This window comes from Bacillus sp. NPDC060175 (assembly GCF_042728695.1).
In the GTDB taxonomy this organism is placed as follows: domain Bacteria; phylum Bacillota; class Bacilli; order Bacillales; family Bacillaceae_G; genus Bacillus_A.
In genome coordinates, this window is sequence record NZ_JBHWYR010000006.1 from 22,933 (window position 1) to 43,106 (window position 20,174).

At 37.4% G+C, this 20,174-nt stretch carries 21 protein-coding genes, 1 pseudogene and 1 other annotated feature; of the genes and pseudogenes, 3 read left to right on the top strand and 19 right to left on the bottom strand.

The window, feature by feature from the left end:
* Window positions 1-10 precede the first annotated feature (10 nt).
* The 16 genes from hisI to ilvE form a co-directional block, all read right to left on the bottom strand.
* Entirely contained in the window at window positions 11-316 is a 306-nt protein-coding gene (gene hisI / locus ACFWDE_RS05020) for a phosphoribosyl-AMP cyclohydrolase (protein WP_377890499.1), read from the bottom strand.
* Complete coding sequence (gene hisF / locus ACFWDE_RS05025; RefSeq protein WP_377890502.1) at window positions 313-1,071, bottom strand: imidazoleglycerol phosphate synthase cyclase subunit; 759 nt, start codon at window positions 1,069-1,071, stop codon at window positions 313-315. Before hisF ends, hisI begins: the two co-directional genes overlap by 4 nt.
* Window positions 1,065-1,784, bottom strand: a complete 720-nt coding sequence (gene hisA / locus ACFWDE_RS05030) for a 1-(5-phosphoribosyl)-5-[(5-phosphoribosylamino)methylideneamino]imidazole-4-carboxamide isomerase (RefSeq protein WP_002086736.1) — start codon at window positions 1,782-1,784, stop codon at window positions 1,065-1,067. The genes hisF and hisA overlap by 7 nt, the downstream gene beginning before the upstream one ends.
* On the bottom strand, window positions 1,757-2,386 hold the full coding sequence (hisH, locus tag ACFWDE_RS05035) for an imidazole glycerol phosphate synthase subunit HisH (RefSeq protein ID WP_002011707.1): 630 nt from the start codon (window positions 2,384-2,386) through the stop codon (window positions 1,757-1,759). The genes hisA and hisH overlap by 28 nt, the downstream gene beginning before the upstream one ends.
* On the bottom strand, window positions 2,387-2,971 hold the full coding sequence (gene hisB, locus ACFWDE_RS05040) for an imidazoleglycerol-phosphate dehydratase HisB (RefSeq protein WP_377890505.1): 585 nt from the start codon (window positions 2,969-2,971) through the stop codon (window positions 2,387-2,389).
* Complete coding sequence (gene hisD, locus ACFWDE_RS05045) at window positions 2,971-4,260, bottom strand: histidinol dehydrogenase (protein WP_377890507.1); 1,290 nt, start codon at window positions 4,258-4,260, stop codon at window positions 2,971-2,973. The genes hisB and hisD overlap by 1 nt, the downstream gene beginning before the upstream one ends.
* An 11-nt stretch (window positions 4,261-4,271) precedes the next feature.
* Window positions 4,272-4,907 carry an ATP phosphoribosyltransferase gene (gene hisG / locus ACFWDE_RS05050; protein WP_377890509.1) on the bottom strand — a complete coding sequence of 212 codons (636 nt, stop codon included), beginning with the start codon at window positions 4,905-4,907 and terminating at the stop codon, window positions 4,272-4,274.
* A complete protein-coding gene (locus ACFWDE_RS05055; RefSeq protein WP_002149516.1) occupies window positions 4,883-6,145 on the bottom strand; it encodes an ATP phosphoribosyltransferase regulatory subunit in 1,263 nt (420 codons plus the stop codon). Before ACFWDE_RS05055 ends, hisG begins: the two co-directional genes overlap by 25 nt.
* 309 nt (window positions 6,146-6,454) lie before the next feature.
* The gene (gene leuD, locus ACFWDE_RS05060; protein WP_377890512.1) at window positions 6,455-7,036 is read right to left on the bottom strand and encodes a 3-isopropylmalate dehydratase small subunit; all 582 of its coding nucleotides are present in this window, start codon (window positions 7,034-7,036) and stop codon (window positions 6,455-6,457) included.
* Window positions 7,014-8,408: a 3-isopropylmalate dehydratase large subunit gene (gene leuC / locus ACFWDE_RS05065; protein ID WP_377890514.1), complete on the bottom strand. Its 1,395-nt coding sequence runs from the start codon at window positions 8,406-8,408 to the stop codon at window positions 7,014-7,016. The genes leuD and leuC overlap by 23 nt, the downstream gene beginning before the upstream one ends.
* Window positions 8,408-9,472 (bottom strand): 3-isopropylmalate dehydrogenase, encoded by a 1,065-nt coding sequence (gene leuB, locus ACFWDE_RS05070; RefSeq protein WP_377890516.1) that lies wholly within the window; start codon window positions 9,470-9,472, stop codon window positions 8,408-8,410. The genes leuC and leuB overlap by 1 nt, the downstream gene beginning before the upstream one ends.
* 78 nt (window positions 9,473-9,550) lie before the next feature.
* Window positions 9,551-11,071, bottom strand: a complete 1,521-nt coding sequence (gene leuA / locus ACFWDE_RS05075) for a 2-isopropylmalate synthase (protein ID WP_219917624.1) — start codon at window positions 11,069-11,071, stop codon at window positions 9,551-9,553.
* A 1-nt stretch (window position 11,072) separates the two neighbouring features.
* Entirely contained in the window at window positions 11,073-12,083 is a 1,011-nt protein-coding gene (ilvC, locus tag ACFWDE_RS05080; protein WP_002158678.1) for a ketol-acid reductoisomerase, read from the bottom strand.
* A 27-nt stretch (window positions 12,084-12,110) separates the two neighbouring features.
* Window positions 12,111-12,620, bottom strand: coding sequence for an acetolactate synthase small subunit (ilvN, locus tag ACFWDE_RS05085; protein WP_000822948.1), 510 nt, complete (start codon window positions 12,618-12,620; stop codon window positions 12,111-12,113).
* The gene (ilvB, locus tag ACFWDE_RS05090; RefSeq protein WP_377890520.1) at window positions 12,617-14,317 is read right to left on the bottom strand and encodes an acetolactate synthase large subunit; all 1,701 of its coding nucleotides are present in this window, start codon (window positions 14,315-14,317) and stop codon (window positions 12,617-12,619) included. The genes ilvN and ilvB overlap by 4 nt, the downstream gene beginning before the upstream one ends.
* A 73-nt stretch (window positions 14,318-14,390) precedes the next feature.
* Window positions 14,391-14,617, bottom strand: a binding site (T-box leader).
* Window positions 14,618-14,633: 16 nt separating this feature from the next.
* The gene (gene ilvE / locus ACFWDE_RS05095; RefSeq protein WP_002030649.1) at window positions 14,634-15,530 is read right to left on the bottom strand and encodes a branched-chain-amino-acid transaminase; all 897 of its coding nucleotides are present in this window, start codon (window positions 15,528-15,530) and stop codon (window positions 14,634-14,636) included.
* A gap of 416 nt (window positions 15,531-15,946) precedes the next feature.
* Here ilvE and ACFWDE_RS05100 point away from each other — a divergent pair, with 416 nt between their 5' ends.
* Complete coding sequence (locus tag ACFWDE_RS05100; protein ID WP_377890522.1) at window positions 15,947-16,186, top strand: DUF3911 family protein; 240 nt, start codon at window positions 15,947-15,949, stop codon at window positions 16,184-16,186.
* Window positions 16,187-16,272: 86 nt separating this feature from the next.
* Window positions 16,273-16,512 carry a YkuS family protein gene (locus ACFWDE_RS05105; RefSeq protein ID WP_002158681.1) on the top strand — a complete coding sequence of 80 codons (240 nt, stop codon included), beginning with the start codon at window positions 16,273-16,275 and terminating at the stop codon, window positions 16,510-16,512.
* Window positions 16,513-16,934: 422 nt separating this feature from the next.
* On the opposite strand, the gene ACFWDE_RS05110 is transcribed toward ACFWDE_RS05105, so the two are convergent.
* On the bottom strand, window positions 16,935-17,024 hold the full coding sequence (locus tag ACFWDE_RS05110; protein WP_033717991.1) for a hypothetical protein: 90 nt from the start codon (window positions 17,022-17,024) through the stop codon (window positions 16,935-16,937).
* A 114-nt stretch (window positions 17,025-17,138) separates the two neighbouring features.
* Complete coding sequence (ytfJ, locus tag ACFWDE_RS05115) at window positions 17,139-17,540, bottom strand: GerW family sporulation protein (protein WP_002149533.1); 402 nt, start codon at window positions 17,538-17,540, stop codon at window positions 17,139-17,141.
* Between the two features lie 190 nt (window positions 17,541-17,730).
* Between ytfJ and ACFWDE_RS05120 the strand changes: the two genes are divergently transcribed.
* Window positions 17,731-18,096: a hypothetical protein gene (locus ACFWDE_RS05120; protein WP_002149534.1), complete on the top strand. Its 366-nt coding sequence runs from the start codon at window positions 17,731-17,733 to the stop codon at window positions 18,094-18,096.
* Between the two features lie 34 nt (window positions 18,097-18,130).
* Here ACFWDE_RS05120 and ACFWDE_RS05125 read toward each other — a convergent pair.
* A pseudogene (locus ACFWDE_RS05125) lies at window positions 18,131-19,473 on the bottom strand (TrkH family potassium uptake protein).
* Window positions 19,474-20,174 lie beyond the last annotated feature (701 nt).

A 20,174-nucleotide genomic window follows, 5' to 3' on the forward strand; every position in this document is an offset into this window, starting at 1 on the left:
ATGTATCCCCCTATATAATTTTGTAGTGAAAACACGTTTTTTCTCCCGTATGGCAAGCAGGCCCTACTTGCTTTACGACAACAACGATTGAATCTTGATCACAGTCTAAATAAAGTGATTGCACATATTGGACATTTCCCGATGTACCTCCTTTATTCCATAACGATTGTCTCGAACGGGAATAAAACCATGTTCTTTTCGTTTCCAGCGTCTTGTCATACGCTTCTTCATTCATATAAGCTAGCATTAAAACTTCTTTCGTATCTTCCTCGATAACAACTACCGGTATTAAACCTTTTGCAAAGTTAGGTTTCATAACCTCACCTCAACGTTTGCTTCTCTTAATTTCCTCTTCACATCCTGTACAGTCGCTTCACCATAATGAAAGATTGATGCTGCTAATGCTGCATCAACTGTTGTTTTTTGAAATACTTCTATAATGTGATCCGCATGGCCACATCCTCCTGACGCGATCACTGGGACGGAAACGCTGTTTGAAATTGTTTCTGTTAAACGAAGATCATATCCATTTTTCGTTCCATCTGCATCCATACTCGTCAGTAAAATTTCTCCTGCTCCGAGCTTAACAACGTGCTTCGCCCATTCGATTGCATCCATTCCAGTATTAAGTCTTCCGCCATTTACATATACATTCCATTTATCCTCTTCTACTTTTCTAGCATCAATTGCTACGACAATACATTGTGAGCCAAAATGTTCCGCACCTTCCTGGATTAACTTCGGATTTCTCACTGCCGCTGAGTTTATTGAAACTTTATCTGCTCCAGCTCTTAGTAAATTGTACATATCTTTAACACTTGAAATCCCCCCGCCAACTGTGAGGGGTATGAATACTTTTGAAGCAGTTTTTTCTACAACATCTATAATCGTTTTTCGCCCTTCATGCGTCGCAGTAATGTCTAAAAATACGATTTCATCTGCTCCCGCATCATTATATAATGCGGCTATTTCAACAGGATCACCGACGTCTTGTAACCCTATAAAATTCACACCCTTTACTACCCGCCCTTCTTTCACATCTAGACATGGAATAATTCGTTTTGCTAACATAGTTTTGTTACCTGTAACACTTTTTCTAAATCAATCGTTTTCTCGTAAAGTGCCTTCCCAATAATGACGCCATATATGTTCATATCATTTAATCTTTTCACATCTTGAATAGATGCGACACCTCCAGATGCAATCACACGAATACCCACGCTTTTTTGCAGTAACTCTAATTGCTCAAAGTTTGGTCCTGCAAGTGTCCCATCTTTTGAAATGTCCGTAAACACAATCGTTTGAACACCTACACTTTCCATTTGCTTTGCTAAATCGATGTACGAAATTTCAGACACATCTAACCAGCCCCTCGTTGCTACGAAACCATTTTTCGCATCAATTCCAACTATGATTTGCTCCTTATATAGACGAACTGCTTCTTCTAAAAATGATTTATCGTAAAGGGCAGCCGTTCCTAATATCACTTTTTCTACACCTACTGACAACAACTTCTCCACTGCCGCGAGTGACCGAACTCCACCTCCAATCTGCACCGGAATACGTACCGCCTTGCATATTTTTTCAATGACAGGTAAATTTACTGACTCCCCGACAATTGCTCCATCTAAATCAACAACGTGTAGTATTTTCGCTCCAAGTTTTTCAAATATGATTGCTTGTGCGACTGGATCTTCATTCATCACCGTTTCTTTACTAAACTCTCCTTGATAAAGCCTGACGCATCGTCCTTCTTTTAAATCGATAGCTGGGAAGATTTCCATGCTTCTACCACCCCTTTGAAATTTTTTAACATTCGCATCCCAATTTCCCCACTTTTTTCAGGATGAAACTGTGCGCCAAATATATTTCCTTTTGCTACAAAACCAGGTACTTTCACTCCATATTCACTTGCCCCATACACAATTTCATTCGGACAATCTGCATAATAAGAGTGGACGTAATATACGAAAGAACCGTCCTCTACTCCATTCCAAAGCGATATTTCTCCTTCTTTTTTTAATTCATTCCACCCCATATGTGGAATTTTATAAGGAACTTTTAACTTTCGAATAACACCTGGCAATAAATTTAATCCATTACAATTTTGTAGTTCCTCACTTTTTTCAAATAAAAGTTGCATTCCTAAGCAAATACCCAGAAGCGGTTTTCCTAAGCTCCCAACTTCTTTTAGCACACATACTAAATCTTTTTCTTCTAAAACGCCCATCGCTTTCGGAAATGTGCCTACTCCTGGTAAAATAACTCCATCACTTCTCAATATTTCTTTTTTATCATCCGTTATGATGTACTCTGTTCCAATATATTTTAATGCTTGTTCCACACTACGAATATTTCCCATTCCATAATCTATAATTGCAATCAATTACAACATCCCTTTCGTTGAATTTACACCAGTAATGTTGGCATTTTTATCGACTGCCTCTCTAAGCGCTCGACCGAACGCTTTAAATAAAGCTTCAATTTTGTGATGTGTATTGCTTCCGTATAAAATGCGAGCATGTAACGTAATATTTGCAGCATGAGCAACTGCTCTAAAAAATTCTTCCGTTAATTCTGTGTCAAAATCCCCTAGCTTCGGATTTGTTAATTCACCTTGAAATACAATATATGAGCGCCCGCTTATATCAATCGCGACAAATCCTAAAGATTCATCCATCGGTACATACGCTGAGCCGTAACGGTTAATCCCCTCTTTATTTTGCAATGATTCTTTCAAGCAAGTTCCGAGTACAATTCCAACATCTTCAACCGTATGATGAGCATCAATGAATACATCACCTTCAGCTTCAATTTGCAAACCAAATCTTCCGTGTCTAGCAAATAAAGTTAGCATATGGTCAAAAAATCCAACTCCTGTTTGCACAGAAACGTTCGTACTTTCATCAAGTTGCAAACTTAATTTAATTTTTGTTTCCGTCGTCTCACGTACTTGACTAGACTCGCGCATTATTCTTCCTCCTTAAACCTAATTTGGATCGCTCTTGCGTGTGCATGTAAACCTTCTTTATTTGCAAGTTCTACAATATGATGCTGTACACTTCTTAACGCTTCTTCCGTATACGAAACGAAGCTTGATTTTTTCACGAAATCATCAACAGATAACGGAGAGAAAAACCTTGCCGTTCCACTTGTCGGTAATACGTGATTCGGCCCCGCCAAATAATCTCCAAGCGGTTCAGGTGCATATGGACCAAGAAAAATTGATCCAACATGCTTTACATAAGCTAGAGCATTCATTGGCTCTTTAATGTGTAACTCTAAATGTTCTGGAGCGATTTCATTTGATAAATGAAACGCCTCTTCTAAAGAAGGGACAATAAAAATTGCTCCATTTCTTTTTATTGACTCACGAGCTATTTCACTTCTTGGTAGCGTCTCTAGCTGTCTTTTTATTTCTCTTTCTACTTCTTTAGCAAGCTGTACATTCGTTGTAATACAAATAGCAGTCGCTCTCACGTCATGCTCTGCTTGTGATAATAAATCAGCAGCAATATATTCGGCATTTCCTGTTTCATCTGCGATAACTACAATTTCTGATGGTCCAGCAATCATATCGATATTGACTATCCCATATACTTCTCGCTTCGCTAGAGCAACATACAAATTTCCGGGTCCAACTATTTTATCTACTTTAGGAATCGATTCCGTTCCATATGCTAGAGCAGCAATTGATTGAGCACCACCGACCATATAAATTTCATCTACACCTGCAAGACTTGCAGCAGCTAAAATATGCGGATCAATTCCTCCTTGCCTCGGCGGTGTTACCATTACAATTTTTTTCACTCCTGCGAGTTTTGCTGGCAATACATTCATTAATACTGATGAAGGATACGAAGCAGTCCCACCTGGCACATATACACCTACATTTTCTAACGGCCGAATGAGCTGTCCTCTAATTACCCCTTCACTCACGCAATCAAACATAGATTGTCTTTTTTGCTTTTCGTGATACGAGACAATGTTTTTCTTTGCCTCTTCTAACGCTTCTAAAAAAGCTTGCTCTACAAACTTACTTGCTTGTTTTATTTCTTCTGCACTTACACGAAAATTTTTCATCTCTACACCATCAAACTTTTTTGTATAGAACGATACAGCTTCATCTTTACTCTCCCTTACGTTTTGAACAATTTCGCTTACACTTCTTTGAACAGTTTCTTCTATTATATTAGCGCTTTCTCGTAGCAATTTTATTTTCGATAAAGCCTCTTGGAAATCTTCACAAACTATCTCCATTTACAGTCCCCCTATTTCCCTGACAAAATTTCTTGTTCCATCATATTTATAACACCGAATATTTCGTCTTTTTTAGTTTTTAAAGCTGCCTTATTTACAATCATCCGAGCTGATATCGAGCACATTTCCTCAAATACAATTAATCCATTCTCTTGCAATGTTTTTCCCGTTTCAACAATATCAACGATTGCATCCGCTAATCCGAGAAGAGGAGCAATCTCTACGGATCCTTCTATTTTAATAATTTCTACATCCTCCCCTTTATCATGAAAATACGTAGAAGTAATGTGCGGGTATTTCGTAGCAATTCGTTTCTTTCGGTAACTCTTCGGATTATACGTAGGAATAGAAGCAATACAAAATTTACACACACCCACTCCTAAATCCACCATTTCATATATATCTTTCTCATATTCCATTAAAATATCTTTACCAACGACACCGATATCAGCCACGCCATGTTCTACATAAGTAGCAACGTCCACCGCTTTCACTAAAATAAATGAAATGTTTGTGTTTTTACTTTTAAACACAAGTTTTCTTCCTTTATCTTTGAGCTCTGAACAATCAATTCCAATTTTCTCAAACAGTGGAATAACATGCTTTTCTAATCTTCCTTTCGTTAACGCAATTTGAATGTTACGCATGAAGCCTCTCCTTCTTTCTGGATGATCCATTTCTCTCTCCATACATATTCCACTAGTGACTCACTCTTCGCCTCAACGACTGTCATTATTTTATTCTTGTTTGCAAATTGAAAAGTATCGTTTAAATTAGAGAATAAAGATAACTGGGCATTCTTCCCGTCCTTTTGAAGTAAATTTCGTAACCTTTCCGCTTCTGCTAATCTATTTAACTCATAATGAATCATAATATCTATTCTCTTTCGTTTATATGGTTCTTGCTGCTCTTGAAGTGCCTTAACTATTTGATTTACTTGCACCGCGAGCCCAACAGCTGGCATCATCTCTCCAAAATTTCCAATTAACTCATCATATCTTCCGCCACTAACAATCTCTTCTCCAATTTCATATATATACCCTTTGAAAATAACACCCGTATAATAATCCAAATGTTGAACCATGCCTAAATCAATTGATATGTAAGAGCCATATCCTAACTGTTCAATTGTTTCATATATTTCTTTCACTCTTGCAATGGCCATTTTCATTTCATTACTTGAGGCGAGTTTTTCTGCTTCCTCAATAACATCTAAACTCCCGAATAACCTTGGTAGTTTCTCAAGTAATCTTACTGTTTCATCACACCGATCTAATTTTTTTTCTTCGATAAAATTTGAGAGACCGGCATAATTTTTACTCTCAATATATGTTCTAAGTAACTTCTCTTCTTCATCATGAATGGAGAGTTTTTTTGCAATACATTTATATAACTGCACTTGCCCAATCTCAATTGTAAAAGATTGTACCTTCAATTTTTGAAGTGCTTGAATTACGCTTATGACACACTCAATTTCCGCTCTTACATTATCAATCCCGATAATTTCAATACCACTTTGTACCATTTCATTATATTTTCCAGAAAGGGACTCGTTCGCCCGAAATACATTTCCACTATATGTCACTTTAAGAGGAGTGTCCCATCTCTGCGTTCCAATTACTCTTGCTAAAGGAATTGTCATATCTGGACGTAAAACGATAATCCGCCCTTTTTCATCAAAAAATTTATACATCTTTTCTTCATCTATCGGCCTATTTTGAAATGCAAAAACATCGTAAAATTCAATTGTAGGTGTCCTTATTTCTTCATAACCTCTACCTAAAAAGGTCCGTCTTAATTTTTGTTCCACTTCTTCAATTAACGTACATTCTTCGAATAAGTAATCCCTCGTTCCATTCGGATTTGCACGCTTCCACTTTGCCATCTCATTTCACACACCTTTCCCTCTCTAATGTATGCTCATTCCATTCACCTAAACCGAAAATAAAAAGAGCCTTGTAGAAAAAATACCTACAAGGCTCTTTAGTAGAGTGTAGGTACAACGGGAATAACCCTTGTGCCTACACGTTTTCACGTTAGGTTCAAGGGTTTCATGTATGATGATGTAGTTGTGTAAGCATTTTAATAGATTGCATTGTATTCATAATACTTACTCCCTTTCTCCTCTGATTTTTTACATAGTATATAACAGTTAATTCTGAATGTAAATAGATTTTTAATATTCCGTTATTTCTTAATATAAGGCTATCTCTCTTTCATACTTTCCAATTTCTCGTTCGTATTGCATCGTAACGCTAATTTCATCTAAACCATTTAATAATTTCTCTTTCCACATTTTCTCGATTGTAAAATGGAACCTGTGCGTATTCGTTGTAATTACTTCATTCTCTAAATCAACTTCTATTTGACCTCTCGCATCCGTTTTGGCAAGTTGTTCACGCATCTCTTTATCCATTACAATCGGTAACATACCATTTTTCATACAATTCATATAAAAAATATCTGCAAATCCACCAGCGATAATAACGCGGAAACCATAGTCAGCAAGCGCCCAAGGAGCATGTTCTCTTGAAGAACCACATCCAAAATTATCACCTGTAATTAATATACTTGCTCCTTTTCGTTCTTGTGCATTAAGGGAGAAATTAGGATTTTCATGGCGCTCATTATCGTAACGCCACTCATCAAATAAATATTTTCCAAATCCCGTCCTTTCAATTCTCTTCAAATATTGCTTCGGAATAATTTGATCTGTATCAATGTTATCATTCATAAGTACTGCGACAGTACCTTTATGAATATGAAATGGTTCCATCGTAACTCTCCTTTCTAATATCAACAAAATGACCATATAACGCAGCTGCTGCAGCCATAGCTGGGCTTACTAAGTGTGTTCTTGCCCCTTTTCCTTGTCTTCCTTCAAAATTACGATTTGAAGTAGATGCACAATGTTCTCCTTCAGGCACTTGATCCGGATTCATTCCAAGACACATTGAGCATCCAGGCTCTCTCCATTCAAACCCCGCTTCTTCAAATATACGATGCAATCCTTTTTGCATCGCTGCTTCTCTTATCCTTTTAGAACCTGGCACAACGAGGGCTCGCACACCGTCTTTCACTTTTTTCCCTTTTACAACAGATGCTGCAATTTCTAAATCAGATAATCGAGAATTTGTACAAGACCCAATGAAGACATGCTGAACTGGAATTTCAAAAGTACTTTGTCCAGGACTCAATCCCATATACGAATATGCTCTTTCATCATTTTCGTTATGCTTCTCTGGTAATTTTTCATCAATAGGAACACCCATACTAGGATTTGTTCCCCAAGTGACATACGGTGCTAAATCCGTAACATTTACCGAAATATGTAAATCATAAATTGCATCTGAATCTGTATAAAGCTCCGACCATTTTCCCGTAAACGTTTCATAGTCTTTCGGTGCATATTCACGCCCTTTTACATAAGAAAATGTTTTCTCATCTGGTGCAATGATGCCAGCTTTCGCTCCCCCTTCAATTGCCATATTGCAAAGTGTCATTCTCTCTTCCATACCCATATCACGAATCGTCTCTCCGTAGAATTCCATTACATGCCCCGTTCCAACCGCTACACCGTACTTTGAGAGAAGATGCAAAATAATATCCTTTGCATAAACGCCTTTCGGTAACTTTCCTTTTAATTCAATCCCCATCGCTTTCGGTTTTCGTTGCCACAACGTTTGAGTTGCTAATACATGTTCTACTTCACTCGTACCAATACCAAACGCTAAAGCACCGAAAGCACCGTGGGTTGCTGTATGACTATCACCACAAACAATCGTTTTCCCTGGTTGCGTGAGTCCAAGTTCTGGTCCTATAACGTGAACGATTCCTTGCTCTTCATCACCAATATCAGCTAATGACACCTGAAATTGTTTACAGTTCTCACGAAGTGTATCCAATTGCTGCTTCGCAATACGATCGGTAATATTCCAAACATCTATCGTTGGAATATTATGATCCATCGTTGCAAACGTTAATTCCGGTCTCCGTACAGTTCGATTTGCAAGCCGCAAGCCTTCAAAGGCTTGCGGTGACGTTACTTCATGAACGAGATGAAGATCGATATATAATAAATCCAATCCATTTTCATTCGTTGCAACTACATGTCTTTCCCAAAGCTTATCTAGTAATCTTTTACCCATTATCGTCCTCTCCCTACTAGCGCTTGCTCTTCCATTTCTTGAATAACCGCTTTTGTAAATGAAGTTGTCGTCGCATCTCCCCCAATATCAGCTGTACCTTTTCCAAATTTAAGAACTGCAGAAATTGCGGATTCAATTGCATACCCTTCTCTCGTTAATCCAAATGATTGTCCGAGCATCATCGCAACTGAACGCATCATCGCAATTGGATTCACTTTATTTTTCCCTGCAATATCTGGTGCTGATCCGTGAATAGGCTCATATAAAGACGGCCCGTTTTCCGCATGACTCGCTGATGGAAGCATTCCTAATGACCCTGCTAATACAGAAGCCTCGTCACTTAAAATGTCACCGAATAAATTTTCGGTTACAATTACATCAAAACGTTCTGGATTCCGAATTAACTCCATAGCAGCTGCATCTACTAAAATGTGCTCTAATTCAACATCAGGATAACGAAGAGCTACTTCTTCCGTAACAGCTCTCCACAATTTACTAGATTCTAAAACATTCGCTTTATCAATAGAGGTTACTTGTTTCTCTCTCTTACTCGCTAATTGAAAAGCATACGACACGATACGTTCAATTTCATGACGATGGTACGTAAGTGTATCAGTTGCCGATTCTTCCGTTCTTTCTTTTGGATAAGAGAAATAAATACCGCCTGTTAGTTCACGAACGACAACGAAGTCAATTTCATCTACGTTTTTTAATGGCGATAAATGTGCAGTTGCGCTTTCTACTGTTACAGGGCGAACGTTCGCAAATACACCAAGTCCTTTTCTTAAAGCTAATAATCCTTTCTCTGGCCTTTCTTTCGCATCATCCCACCGTGGTCCACCAACCGCTCCAAGTAAAACCGCATCACTCGCTAAACAAGCGGCAAGTGTTCGCTGTGGTAATGGTTGCCCAGTTAAATCGATAGCAGCTCCGCCAAAGTACTCATCTTGCAAATAAAAATGATGTCCATATAGCCTCTCTACCATATGCAATACTTCCTTCGCGCTTTCCATAACTTCCGGACCAACACCATCACCCGCTAGACAAACGATACGTTTTTCCAAGTAAAACACTCCTTTTTATCTGAATTTTCAGAAATATATTTTGATAAGTAAGGGACGATCCCCTCACTTATCAAACAGTTACTTCACAAGAGTAATGAAAGATTTTAATTTTCCGGCCGCATGAACATACGCTCTCGCCGATGCTTCTAATACGTCTTGCGCAACACCAAAACCTGATACTTGATGAGTTCCTTCTTTTAATTCAACATGAACATGTGCAAGTGCATCTTGACCTTGCGTTATAGATTGTATGCGATAATCCGCTAAGTCACATTCTAATCCTAAAATTCTTTGAATTGCATTATAGATCGCTTCAATACTTCCAGAACCAGTTGCTGCATCTTCGTACATATTCCCTTCCTCATCTTTTAGTACAACCGTTGCACACTGTGTACTATTTGATACGAAGTGTACTTGCAATTGCGTAATGCTATATTGTTGTGCCGAAAATGCTGCTTCACCAAGCATAAGCGCACGTAAATCTTCTTCTGTAATTTCCTTTTTTCGATCAGCTAATTTTTTAAATGCTGCAAACACCGCATCTCGTTCTTCGTTTGTAAATTCGTAGCCTAATTCTTTCATTTTTTCCGTAAATGCGTGACGTCCAGAATGTTTTCCAAGTACAAATAGATTTTGAGATTCACCTATAAGCGCCGGTTCAATAATTTCATATGTCGTCACTTCTTTTAAAACACCATCTTGATGAATACCTGATTCATGAGCGAACGCATTTGCTCCAACAATCGCTTTATTTTTTGGTACAACCATACCTGTTAAACGACTTACTAATGTACTTGTCGCTTTAATCTCTTTTAACGTCATAGAGGACTCTGCTTCATAGAAATCTTTTCTAATATGGAGAGCAACTGCGACTTCTTCTAAGGCTGCATTTCCTGCTCTTTCTCCAATTCCATTAATCGTTCCTTCTACTTGTAACGCTCCGCCTTCAACTGCAGCTAACGAATTCGCTACTGCCATCCCAAGATCATCGTGACAATGACAAGAGAAAATTGCTTTTTCATACGAAGGAACGGATTCTTTTAAGTATTTAAAAAGAGAATAATATTCTTCCGGATTCGTATATCCAACTGTATCAGGAATATTGATTACATTCGCTCCTGCACGAATCGCTACTTCTACTGCTTCAGCTAAAAATGCTCTCGATGTTCTTGTCGCATCTTCTGCTGAAAATTGTACTGTTGGAAATAATGATTTTCCGAGTGTAACCGAGCGCTGAATGCTATCTAATACATCTTCTTTCGACATACAAAGCTTATATTTCATATGAATGTCACTCGTAGCTAAAAATACGTGTAAACGAGGAGATACAGCACCTTTCACTGCGTCATATGCTCTTCGAATATCGCTTTCCTTTGCTCTAGCTAAACTCATAACCGTTGCATTTTGAATGGTATTTGCGATACGTTTTACCGATTGAAAATCACCTTCAGAAGCCGCTGCGAATCCAGCTTCCATTACATTAATACCAAGTCTCTCTAGTTGCCTCGCAATTTGTAATTTCTCTTGTTCATTTAAATTAACTCCTGGTGATTGTTCGCCATCACGAAGCGTCGTATCCATGAACAAAATCTGCTTCATATTATTTAATCCCTACCTTTACTCGGGGCTGTACAAAAGGCATCATTTCACGTAATTTACGTCCAACTACTTCGATTTCATGTTCATTTTCTTTCTCATTTGTCGCCTGGAAATTTGGTCTTCCTGCTTTATGCTCTGCAATCCAGCCTCTTGCAAATGTACCGTCTTGAATTTCTGCTAATACTTCCCCCATCGCTTTCTTTGTATCTTCAGTAACAACGCGTGGTCCTGATACGAAGTCACCCCACTGCGCTGTATCTGAAACTGAGTATCTCATATTTTCAAGTCCACCTTCATACATAAGGTCAACAATTAGTTTCAGTTCATGTAAACATTCAAAATATGCAAGTTCAGGTTGATAGCCAGCATCAACTAGCGTTTCAAATCCCGCTTTTACAAGTGCAGTCACTCCGCCGCAAAGTACAGCTTGCTCTCCGAATAAATCTGTTTCTGTTTCTTCTTTAAACGTTGTTTCTAATACACCTGCTCTCGTCGCCCCAATTCCATCTGCATATGAAAGTGCCTTTTCAGTCGCAACTCCTGTTGCATCTTGATATACTGCAAATAATGCAGGAACAGCTCCTCCTTCCGCAAATGTACGACGTACTAGATGTCCTGGACCTTTCGGTGCTACTAGAAATACATCTACATTAGCTGGCGGTTTTACTTGATCAAAGTGAACATTAAAGCCATGTGCGAACACAAGAGAATTACCTGCCTGTAAGTTTGGTGCAATTTCAGCTTCATATACTTCCGGCTGCAGTTCATCAGGTAGTAGAATCATTACTACATCCGCTTTTTCTGCTGCTTCCGCTACTGTATATACGGAAAATCCATCTTCTTTCGCTTTATCCCATGACTTCCCTTTCCTCAGTCCAACTACTACATCAAATCCGTTATCACGTAAGTTTTGTGCATGTGCATGGCCTTGCGATCCATATCCGATGATTGCTACTTTCTTTTCCTTTAATACATTTACCGTTACGTCTTTTTCATAATAAACTTTCGCCATTTTCATTTCCCCCTATTTTTTAAATAATTATTGAATTAACATAACTTGTTTATCTTGTTTTTTCATACTACGTGTAAATGCTGTTACACCTGTTCTAGCAATTTCTTTCAAACCGTATGGACGAAGTAATTCAATTAACGCTTCTACTTTTTCCTGGGTACCTGTTACTTGCACCACTATGGAATCCTTCCCAACATCTATTACAGCGGCTCGGAACGGTTCAATTAAACTATATAATTCTGCTCTTGCTACAGACGTTGCTACTTTAATAAGTGCAAGTTCTCTAGCGATCATCGCTTCTTCTGTAATATCTGATACTTTCAGTACATCGATTTGCTTATGAAGTTGTTTAATTAACTGCTCAACTTGCTGTTCATTTTCAACGTGTACAACAATCGTCATTCTCGAAATATCCGATGATTCCGTATGACCTACTGAAATACTTTCAATATTAAAATGTCTACGTGTCATAACACCTGTAATTCGATTTAACACACCGCTTTGATTTCGAACTGTCGCTGTTACAATTCTCTTCACCTTTTCTCCACCCCCTCCATTTGGTGAACCCCTTTCCCTGGTGCAACCATCGGCATAACCTTTTCAGATTGAAGTACGCGGCAATCAATTACGACTGGCTCTCTTAATTCAATTGCATACTGTAATTGTTGCTTTGCAAGAAGTGGGTCTTCAATACGAACACCTTTTATGCCATATGCATTGGCAAGTGCGACAAAATCTGGTTGGCATGAAAGTAAGGAGTGCGAATATCGCCTATTATAAAATTCCTCTTGCCATTGTCTTACCATCCCTAAAGCTTCATTATTTAAAATAAAAACTTTAACCGGTAAAGAATGCTCTTTCAACACACTAAGTTCTTGCAAGGTCATTTGAAATCCAGCATCACCGACAATTGCAATAACTAGTTCTTCAGGCTTTGCGATTTGTGCACCTATTGCTGCTGGAAACCCGAAGCCCATTGTTCCCAATCCCCCAGAAGTTACCCATCTATCTGGGTTTTTCAATGGATAATATTGAGCTGCCCACATTTGATGTTGCCCAACATCTGTTGTTACAATCGCTTCTCCTTTCGTAATTTCGTATAGCATATCAATTGCATATTGAGGTTTAATACGCTCTGCATGTTCTTTGTAAGAAAGAGGGTATTTTTCTTTTCTACTATTCAATAACGAAAGCCAATCATTGTGATCTACTTCCCCTTCTTTAAAAGTGAGTATAGCTTCTAATGCTTGCTTCGCACTCGCAACAATAGGGATTTCAGTCGGCACATTTTTCCCAATTTCCGCTGGATCAATATCTATATGTGCGACAATCGCTTCTTTAGCAAAATAAGCTAAATTTCCAGTAAGACGATCATCAAATCTCGCGCCTATATTAATAAGTAAGTCACATTCATATAAAGCCATATTTGCGGTGTATGAACCGTGCATTCCTCCCATCCCTAGAAATAGTTCATCATCTGGCGGAAACCCACCAAGACCAAGTAATGTATGAACAACTGGAATATGATATTTGCGAGCAAAGCTTGTTAATTCTTTCGATGCTTTAGCATGCAATACACCTGCTCCAGCTAAAATTAATGGCTTTTTTGAGACCTCAATCGCTTGTAATAATTTGTTTATTTGTAGTAGATTCGGTTCATAATTAGGCTGGTATCCTGGTAAATCCATTTGTACGTCGCTACATCTCTCGCCTTGCTCTACTACCATATCTTTCGGAAGGTCAATTACGACTGGGCCCGGTCTTCCTGTTCTAGCGATATGAAATGCTTCTTTAATAATTCGGGGTAAATCCGATGCCTTTCGCACTTGATAATTATGTTTTGTCACCGGCATCGTAAGCCCCATAATATCTGCTTCTTGGAAAGCATCACTTCCGATTAACGTTGTTGCTACTTGCCCTGTAAATACAACAAGCGGTAATGAATCAATCATCGCGTCAGCTAGACCAGTAATAACATTTGTAGCACCCGGTCCACTTGTTGCAATTACCACTCCTGGATTTCCTGTAATTCTTGCATATCCTTCAGCAGCATGAATTGCACCTTGCTCATGCCTCGTTAAAATATGCGGAATTTCACAATCATAAAGCGCATCATATAGAGGTAAAACCGCACCACCTGGATACCCGAAAATCACTTCTACTTCTTCCTTTTCTAGCGCTTCTAACAATAGCTGTGCACCAGTTGCCAGTTTCTCTTCCGTTTTTGAAGACATTTTTCTTATAAGCCCCCTTTTTTAAACCATTTATAAAATAAAAAAATCCTACGTCCACACTCCAGCTATGTGCTGAAGGGACGAAAGATTTCGCGGTACCACCCTTCTTCGCAAGAATACTCTTGCCTCAGTGACTCGGGATGAGTCTAGCTAATAACGGAGCTACCGTCTAAGCCTAAACAAACGCTTCAGCTTAGCACTCAAGGGTGATGTTCGTCGACGTGAACCATCGGTTTCCAGCAACCACCGACTCTCTGTGAGGCTTCACAGTCAACTACTCCTCCCTATCAACGCTTTATCATGTCATAAAGAGCTATTATCCAACTTTATTTTCTTCGTAAATTTTCTCTCCATCTTCTACAACTAATTTACGGAATTCTTCTAATAAACGATTCGTATGTGGCCCTGTTCTACCTAAACCAATCGTTCTTCCATCTACTGTCGTAACAGCAATTACTTCAGCAGCTGTTCCTGTTAAAAATACTTCATCAGCTACATATACATCGTGCCTTGTAAATAATTCTTCTCTTACGTCATATCCAAGTTTTTCGCCGATTTCTAAAATCGCGTTTCGTGTAATACCTTCTAACGCTCCAGCAGAACTTGGTGGTGTAATCAATTTATTTCCCTTCACAATAAATACGTTATCTCCAGAGCCTTCAGCTACGTATCCTTGGTCATTTAACATAAGTGCTTCTTGTACTCCAGCTAGTTTCGCCTCAATGCGAACTAAAATATTATTTAAGTAATTTAAAGATTTTACTTGAGGCGATAAAACATCCGGGCGATTACGACGCGTTGCAACTGTTATAATCGGAATCCCTTTTTCATAATATTCTTGTGGGAATAAAGATAATTGCTCTGCAATTACTACTACATTTGGTTTCGTACAAGAATCGGGATCTAATCCCAAATTCCCAGGTCCCCTTGATACAACGAGGCGGATATATCCATTAGATAGTTTGTTTTGTCGAATCGTTTCAACAACAATTTTCATTGCTTCTTCTAACGTATATGGAATTTCTAACATGATGGATTTCGCTGATTCATATAACCGGACAAGATGCTCTCTCAAACGGAAAACATTACCGCTATATACCCTAATTCCTTCGAACACTCCATCGCCATATAAATAGCCATGATCATATACTGAAACCTTTGCTTCGTCTTTTGGAACAAATTCTCCATTTAAGAAAATCCACTGCTCGTTCACTTGAAAGCGCCCCCTATGTTCTATGAGTTTTTTATTGTTTCCTAGTTTACTCTCCTTTTCAAATAAATCAAGTGAATTTTTAGAAAATTTCTAATTTTTAATCGTACATACATCTTTGATTATATTGATTTAACAACATTGTTAACGTTTACAAAAAAAATAAAAATTTTTTTTCGCTAAATTCTACTAAAAAAATATTTGTTTAAAAGAAGGGTTTTCGCCAATTGATACGAATCTATTGTATTCAATAAACGGACGTCCGATTTTATAAATTCGGGAATATACAACGACTTTTGGTGAAAAAGGGGGAAAATAACAAAAATAACGCTGTCTAAAAATAACATTCATATTTTTCATTTAGTAATCATAATCCTATTTTTAAAAAACAATTTGTCAAATTGAAGGAGGAAATTAAAATGGCGTGTGTACAAATTAAAGGAACGAGACAAGAGGTAGTAGAAATGCTACAACTATTCGATCTAATGGATACGAAAGGGTTTTGTAAATTCGATAATTACGTTGAAGTAGAACCAAATGGCAGGAAACATAACAACTATACAGCTTCAATCGATATTCAATCTAATAACGGTTCAGCACAAGATACATTAAATGATCAATTCGTTAGTCAAATGCTTACTGGTGTATATAACGACTAAACAAATAATCTCTTCCTACCATCTTTTCATAAATATATGCTATGGACTTGAGCATACTAGCAACTAGATGGTAGGAGGTGAAAATTATGGCTAGAATTGGCGTTGAGAACTCTTTAACAGATGTTCAACAAGCTCTTCAGCAACAAGGACATGAAGTCGTTTCACTTAACTCTGAAAATGATGCACATGGATGTGATTGTTGCGTTGTAACCGGGCAAGATTCTAATATGATGGGTATTGCAGATGCATCGATAAAAGGATCTGTAATTAAAGCACATGGTTTAACAACAGATGAAATTTGTCAACAAGTTGAAAACCGCACTTAATCATTTTTATCCCATTATTTGTGAGCTAACATTTAACGGGAATGGTCTCACTGATTATAGTTTCAATTTATCTATAGAAAGAGGGCTCCTTTTCAAAAGGAGCCCTCTTTTTTATATTCACCTAACGGGAAAGTAACATATACTGGATGAAAGCCCTACCTCTCTCTCATCATTACGGTTCCACTGACCGCTCCTTGATTCACTAGTATACATATAAAGCTTACATATACAATTTATAGGGTTTGTTCACAAAAGTTGTTGGTAAGACTACCCGATCTTTCGCAAACTTTTCGTATTATATTCATAAGATTTATTTACTTTACACTAGCTTTAACCGAGACACGAATTAAAATTTTAACATCAATACAATAACTTGTCAACATTTTTCACAAATTTAAAACAGACATTAACGGTTTGTCTGTTTAAAATGGAGCTTTTTCTTTTATTATATATACAACAAATCCGCTTACTAGCATAAATAAGCCGACTACCAAATTTTTGATATTAATCATAAATTCCTCTCCCTTATTTCGCACATCATATATATTTACATTTCAATTATTTCAATCGTCCTTAAGCGCACTTTTTCTAATATATCACAATTCCTAAAAAATGCAAGTTCACCTTTAGCGACCGTTCACAAATTTATCTACAGTGCTTGGTACAGCATTTAAAGCTTTTTCGATTAAATGGGTGCTACTATTTAAATGTAATACTTGCACCCCATTAGAACCTACAACTAAAAAAGCCACCGGACTAATGGAAACCCCAGCCCCACTCCCGCCTCCAAATGGATGCACTTGCTTGTTCTCTTTATGCTGCCCTTGTCCGCCATTATGTTTTTCAGAAATAAAATCCCCTTTAAAATCACTTCCACCAGCTCCAAAACCAAAAGCCACTTGAGACACTGTTAATACTACATTTCCGTCAGCTGTTGAAACCGGACTTCCAACAATCGTATTTACATCTACCATCTCTTTTAAATTTGTCATTGCTGTTTTCATTAAATTTTCAATTGGATGTTCCATTATGTACTACACCCTTTCCTCATTATTCTTTTTTATACTTTCCAAAATAGAGGAAGTCATACTAAGTTTTCCTATTTTGAAAAAATATTTTTCACTTTCCAATTGGATATTACTCCCTGTACACGTTCGGATAAAAACAGTAAAGAGAAACATACTACTATTGAACCTTGTTATGAAAGGAGTCTTTACTTTGACTGAGAAATTTGATGAATATAAAAAAAGAGATCGAATAGATAGTGATTATAGTGACTATAAAGAAGAATACGCAGCTGAAGTTGCACCACAGCGCATTGATTATGATGATAAAGATAACGATGATGTAAGATCATCTGCAGCTGGATCGACTGCTGGTTTTATTGCTCTTGCTTTAGCAATATTATCACTCTTTACATTTCCGACACTATTTGGTCTTGTTTCTGTACTACTAGGCATTTACGCTTATAATCGCGGAGCTACAGTAACTGGTGGTACCGCAGCGATTGTGGGTGGTATCGCTGCACTCATTGCGATATTATTCCGAGCGGCGATTATTGGTTTATTGTTCTCTCTTTTTTAAAAAGAAAAAGGTATCTCGCTTTATGCGGGATACCTTATCCTGTAAATACATCTTCTGATGGATATTTAATTTTTTGTTTCGCTGGTCGTGCCAAAGAGAACACAAGTGTTAACGGTCCGATTAATCCACAAAACATAACAAACATAATAATACATTTTCCAAACGCCGATAGCTTTGCAGTAATCCCCATTGTTAACCCTACTGTGCCAAACGCTGAAATTGTCTCAAATAATAACTGAATAAAACTGAAGTCTTCTGTAAGCATTAATACAAATACCGCTGTTAAAATAAGTATTTGACTAGCAACGACAATTGCTAATGCTCTCGTTACTGTCGACATTTTAATAGTACGCTGAAATAAAACAAAATCCTCTTTCTTTCTAAAGAAAGAAAGAACTGATGTAATTAAAATAACGAATGTCGTTAACTTAATTCCACCGCCTGTCGATACACTTCCCGCACCAATAAACATTAATACCATCGTAAATAGTATCGATGACTCTTCCATCCCCCCATAATCTACCGTGTTAAAACCGGCTGTACGAGGTGTAATTCCTTGGAAGAATGAAGCCCATAACTTTTCATTTAAAGATAAGTGTCCCAAAGTCTTCACATTATTATATTCCAATACAAAAATCACAATCATCGCAATAACATTAAGTGCTATCGTTCCAACAATCATGATTTTGGAGTGCAGTGATAATTTTCGGAAACTACGGCTATACCATATATCAATTAATACAGTAAACCCTAACCCTCCTATTACAATTAAAGAACAAATCCCAATATTAATAATAGGATCCCTACATATCTTGTTAAATTATCTGGCCAAAGCGCAAAGCCGGCATTATTATATGACGCAATAACGTGAAAAATACTATAGTATAAACCTTTTCCAAAACCAAACTCTGGAATAAAGCGAATCGATAAAAAGATAACTCCAATTAGCTCGATACAAATAGAAAAAATAAAAACTCGTTTCACTAATTTCACAAGACCACCAATATTTGTTTGATTAAATGCTTCTCCAATTAATAATCGGTGGCGTAAACCGATCTTTTTACCTAATACCCAAACAATTAAAATGGCAATCGTCATAAGGCCGAGACCACCCGTTTGAATTAAAAACATAATAACAATTTCACCAAACATCGTAAACGTACTTGCAGTATCTACAACACCTAAACCCGTTACAGTCGCTGCCGACGTAGCTGTAAAGAAAGCATCTACCCAACTAATATGTACTTTCGTTGCAAACGGTAACTTTAATAACAATCCTCCGACCACAATTAAACAAAAAAAGCCTAATGCTAAAATTTGTGGTGGATTTAATCGTACAAGGCGATTATACAACCCTTGTTTTTTTGCTACTTCCATATCACTAACTCCCTTTATCAAGTGAAGCTTTTATCCCCTCATAAATAAAGACTCTTTAAGAGCCTACAAGTAGCGGGATAAACCTTATATTCTTATAATATAGTTGAGCATAATCCTTTTTTTTATAGATTTCAACTTTTATTTATATTCAGATTCCTATCATTTTACAAAAGAATATTCTCTATTATATCTCCACTTATACTATAACTCTTACAACAACAACTATTTTATCCCTTTTCAAATTCCTATATCTTTCACTCCAAGTTCACACGAGGGTCACATCTACCTTTTATAGTATACGTATCGGAGCTATTCCTCCCTAATTTATAAGACATTTCCCAGTGTCTTTGAATAGCTTCCATCCCTAATTAAATTGACATAAATTGTCCCCTTCCTTGACCATCCTATATGTGATGGTCTTATTTTTTTGTTCTTTCTATCTTTTATTTGAAACTCCCTCGCTCTTTCACTCCATGTTCACATCTAGGTCACATCCACCTTTTATAGTATACGTATCGGAGCTATTCCTCCCTAATTTATAAGACATTCCCCAGTGTCTTTGAATAGCTTCCATCCCTAATTAAATTGACATAAATTGTCCCCTTCCTTGACCATCCTATATGTGATGGTCTTATTTTTTGTTTTTTCTATCTTTTATTTAAAACTCCCTCGCTCTTTCACTCTATGTTCACATCTAGATC

Excerpts from the sequence above, each read along its gene's own strand:
- hisI (WP_377890499.1), bottom strand. The coding sequence starts at position 316 with ATGAAACCTAACTTTGCAAAAGGTTTAATACCGGTAGTTGTTATCGAG.
- hisF (WP_377890502.1), bottom strand. The coding sequence starts at position 1,071 with ATGTTAGCAAAACGAATTATTCCATGTCTAGATGTGAAAGAAGGGCGG.
- hisA (WP_002086736.1), bottom strand. The coding sequence starts at position 1,784 with ATGGAAATCTTCCCAGCTATCGATTTAAAAGAAGGACGATGCGTCAGG.
- hisB (WP_377890505.1), bottom strand. The coding sequence starts at position 2,971 with ATGCGCGAGTCTAGTCAAGTACGTGAGACGACGGAAACAAAAATTAAA.
- hisD (WP_377890507.1), bottom strand. The coding sequence starts at position 4,260 with ATGGAGATAGTTTGTGAAGATTTCCAAGAGGCTTTATCGAAAATAAAA.
- hisG (WP_377890509.1), bottom strand. The coding sequence starts at position 4,907 with ATGCGTAACATTCAAATTGCGTTAACGAAAGGAAGATTAGAAAAGCAT.
- ACFWDE_RS05055 (WP_002149516.1), bottom strand. The coding sequence starts at position 6,145 with ATGGCAAAGTGGAAGCGTGCAAATCCGAATGGAACGAGGGATTACTTA.
- leuD (WP_377890512.1), bottom strand. The coding sequence starts at position 7,036 with ATGGAACCATTTCATATTCATAAAGGTACTGTCGCAGTACTTATGAAT.
- leuC (WP_377890514.1), bottom strand. The coding sequence starts at position 8,408 with ATGGGTAAAAGATTACTAGATAAGCTTTGGGAAAGACATGTAGTTGCA.
- leuA (WP_219917624.1), bottom strand. The coding sequence starts at position 11,071 with ATGAAGCAGATTTTGTTCATGGATACGACGCTTCGTGATGGCGAACAA.
- ilvC (WP_002158678.1), bottom strand. The coding sequence starts at position 12,083 with ATGGCGAAAGTTTATTATGAAAAAGACGTAACGGTAAATGTATTAAAG.
- ilvB (WP_377890520.1), bottom strand. The coding sequence starts at position 14,317 with ATGTCTTCAAAAACGGAAGAGAAACTGGCAACTGGTGCACAGCTATTG.
- ACFWDE_RS05100 (WP_377890522.1), top strand. The coding sequence starts at position 15,947 with ATGGCGTGTGTACAAATTAAAGGAACGAGACAAGAGGTAGTAGAAATG.
- ACFWDE_RS05105 (WP_002158681.1), top strand. The coding sequence starts at position 16,273 with ATGGCTAGAATTGGCGTTGAGAACTCTTTAACAGATGTTCAACAAGCT.
- ACFWDE_RS05110 (WP_033717991.1), bottom strand. The coding sequence starts at position 17,024 with ATGATTAATATCAAAAATTTGGTAGTCGGCTTATTTATGCTAGTAAGC.
- ytfJ (WP_002149533.1), bottom strand. The coding sequence starts at position 17,540 with ATGGAACATCCAATTGAAAATTTAATGAAAACAGCAATGACAAATTTA.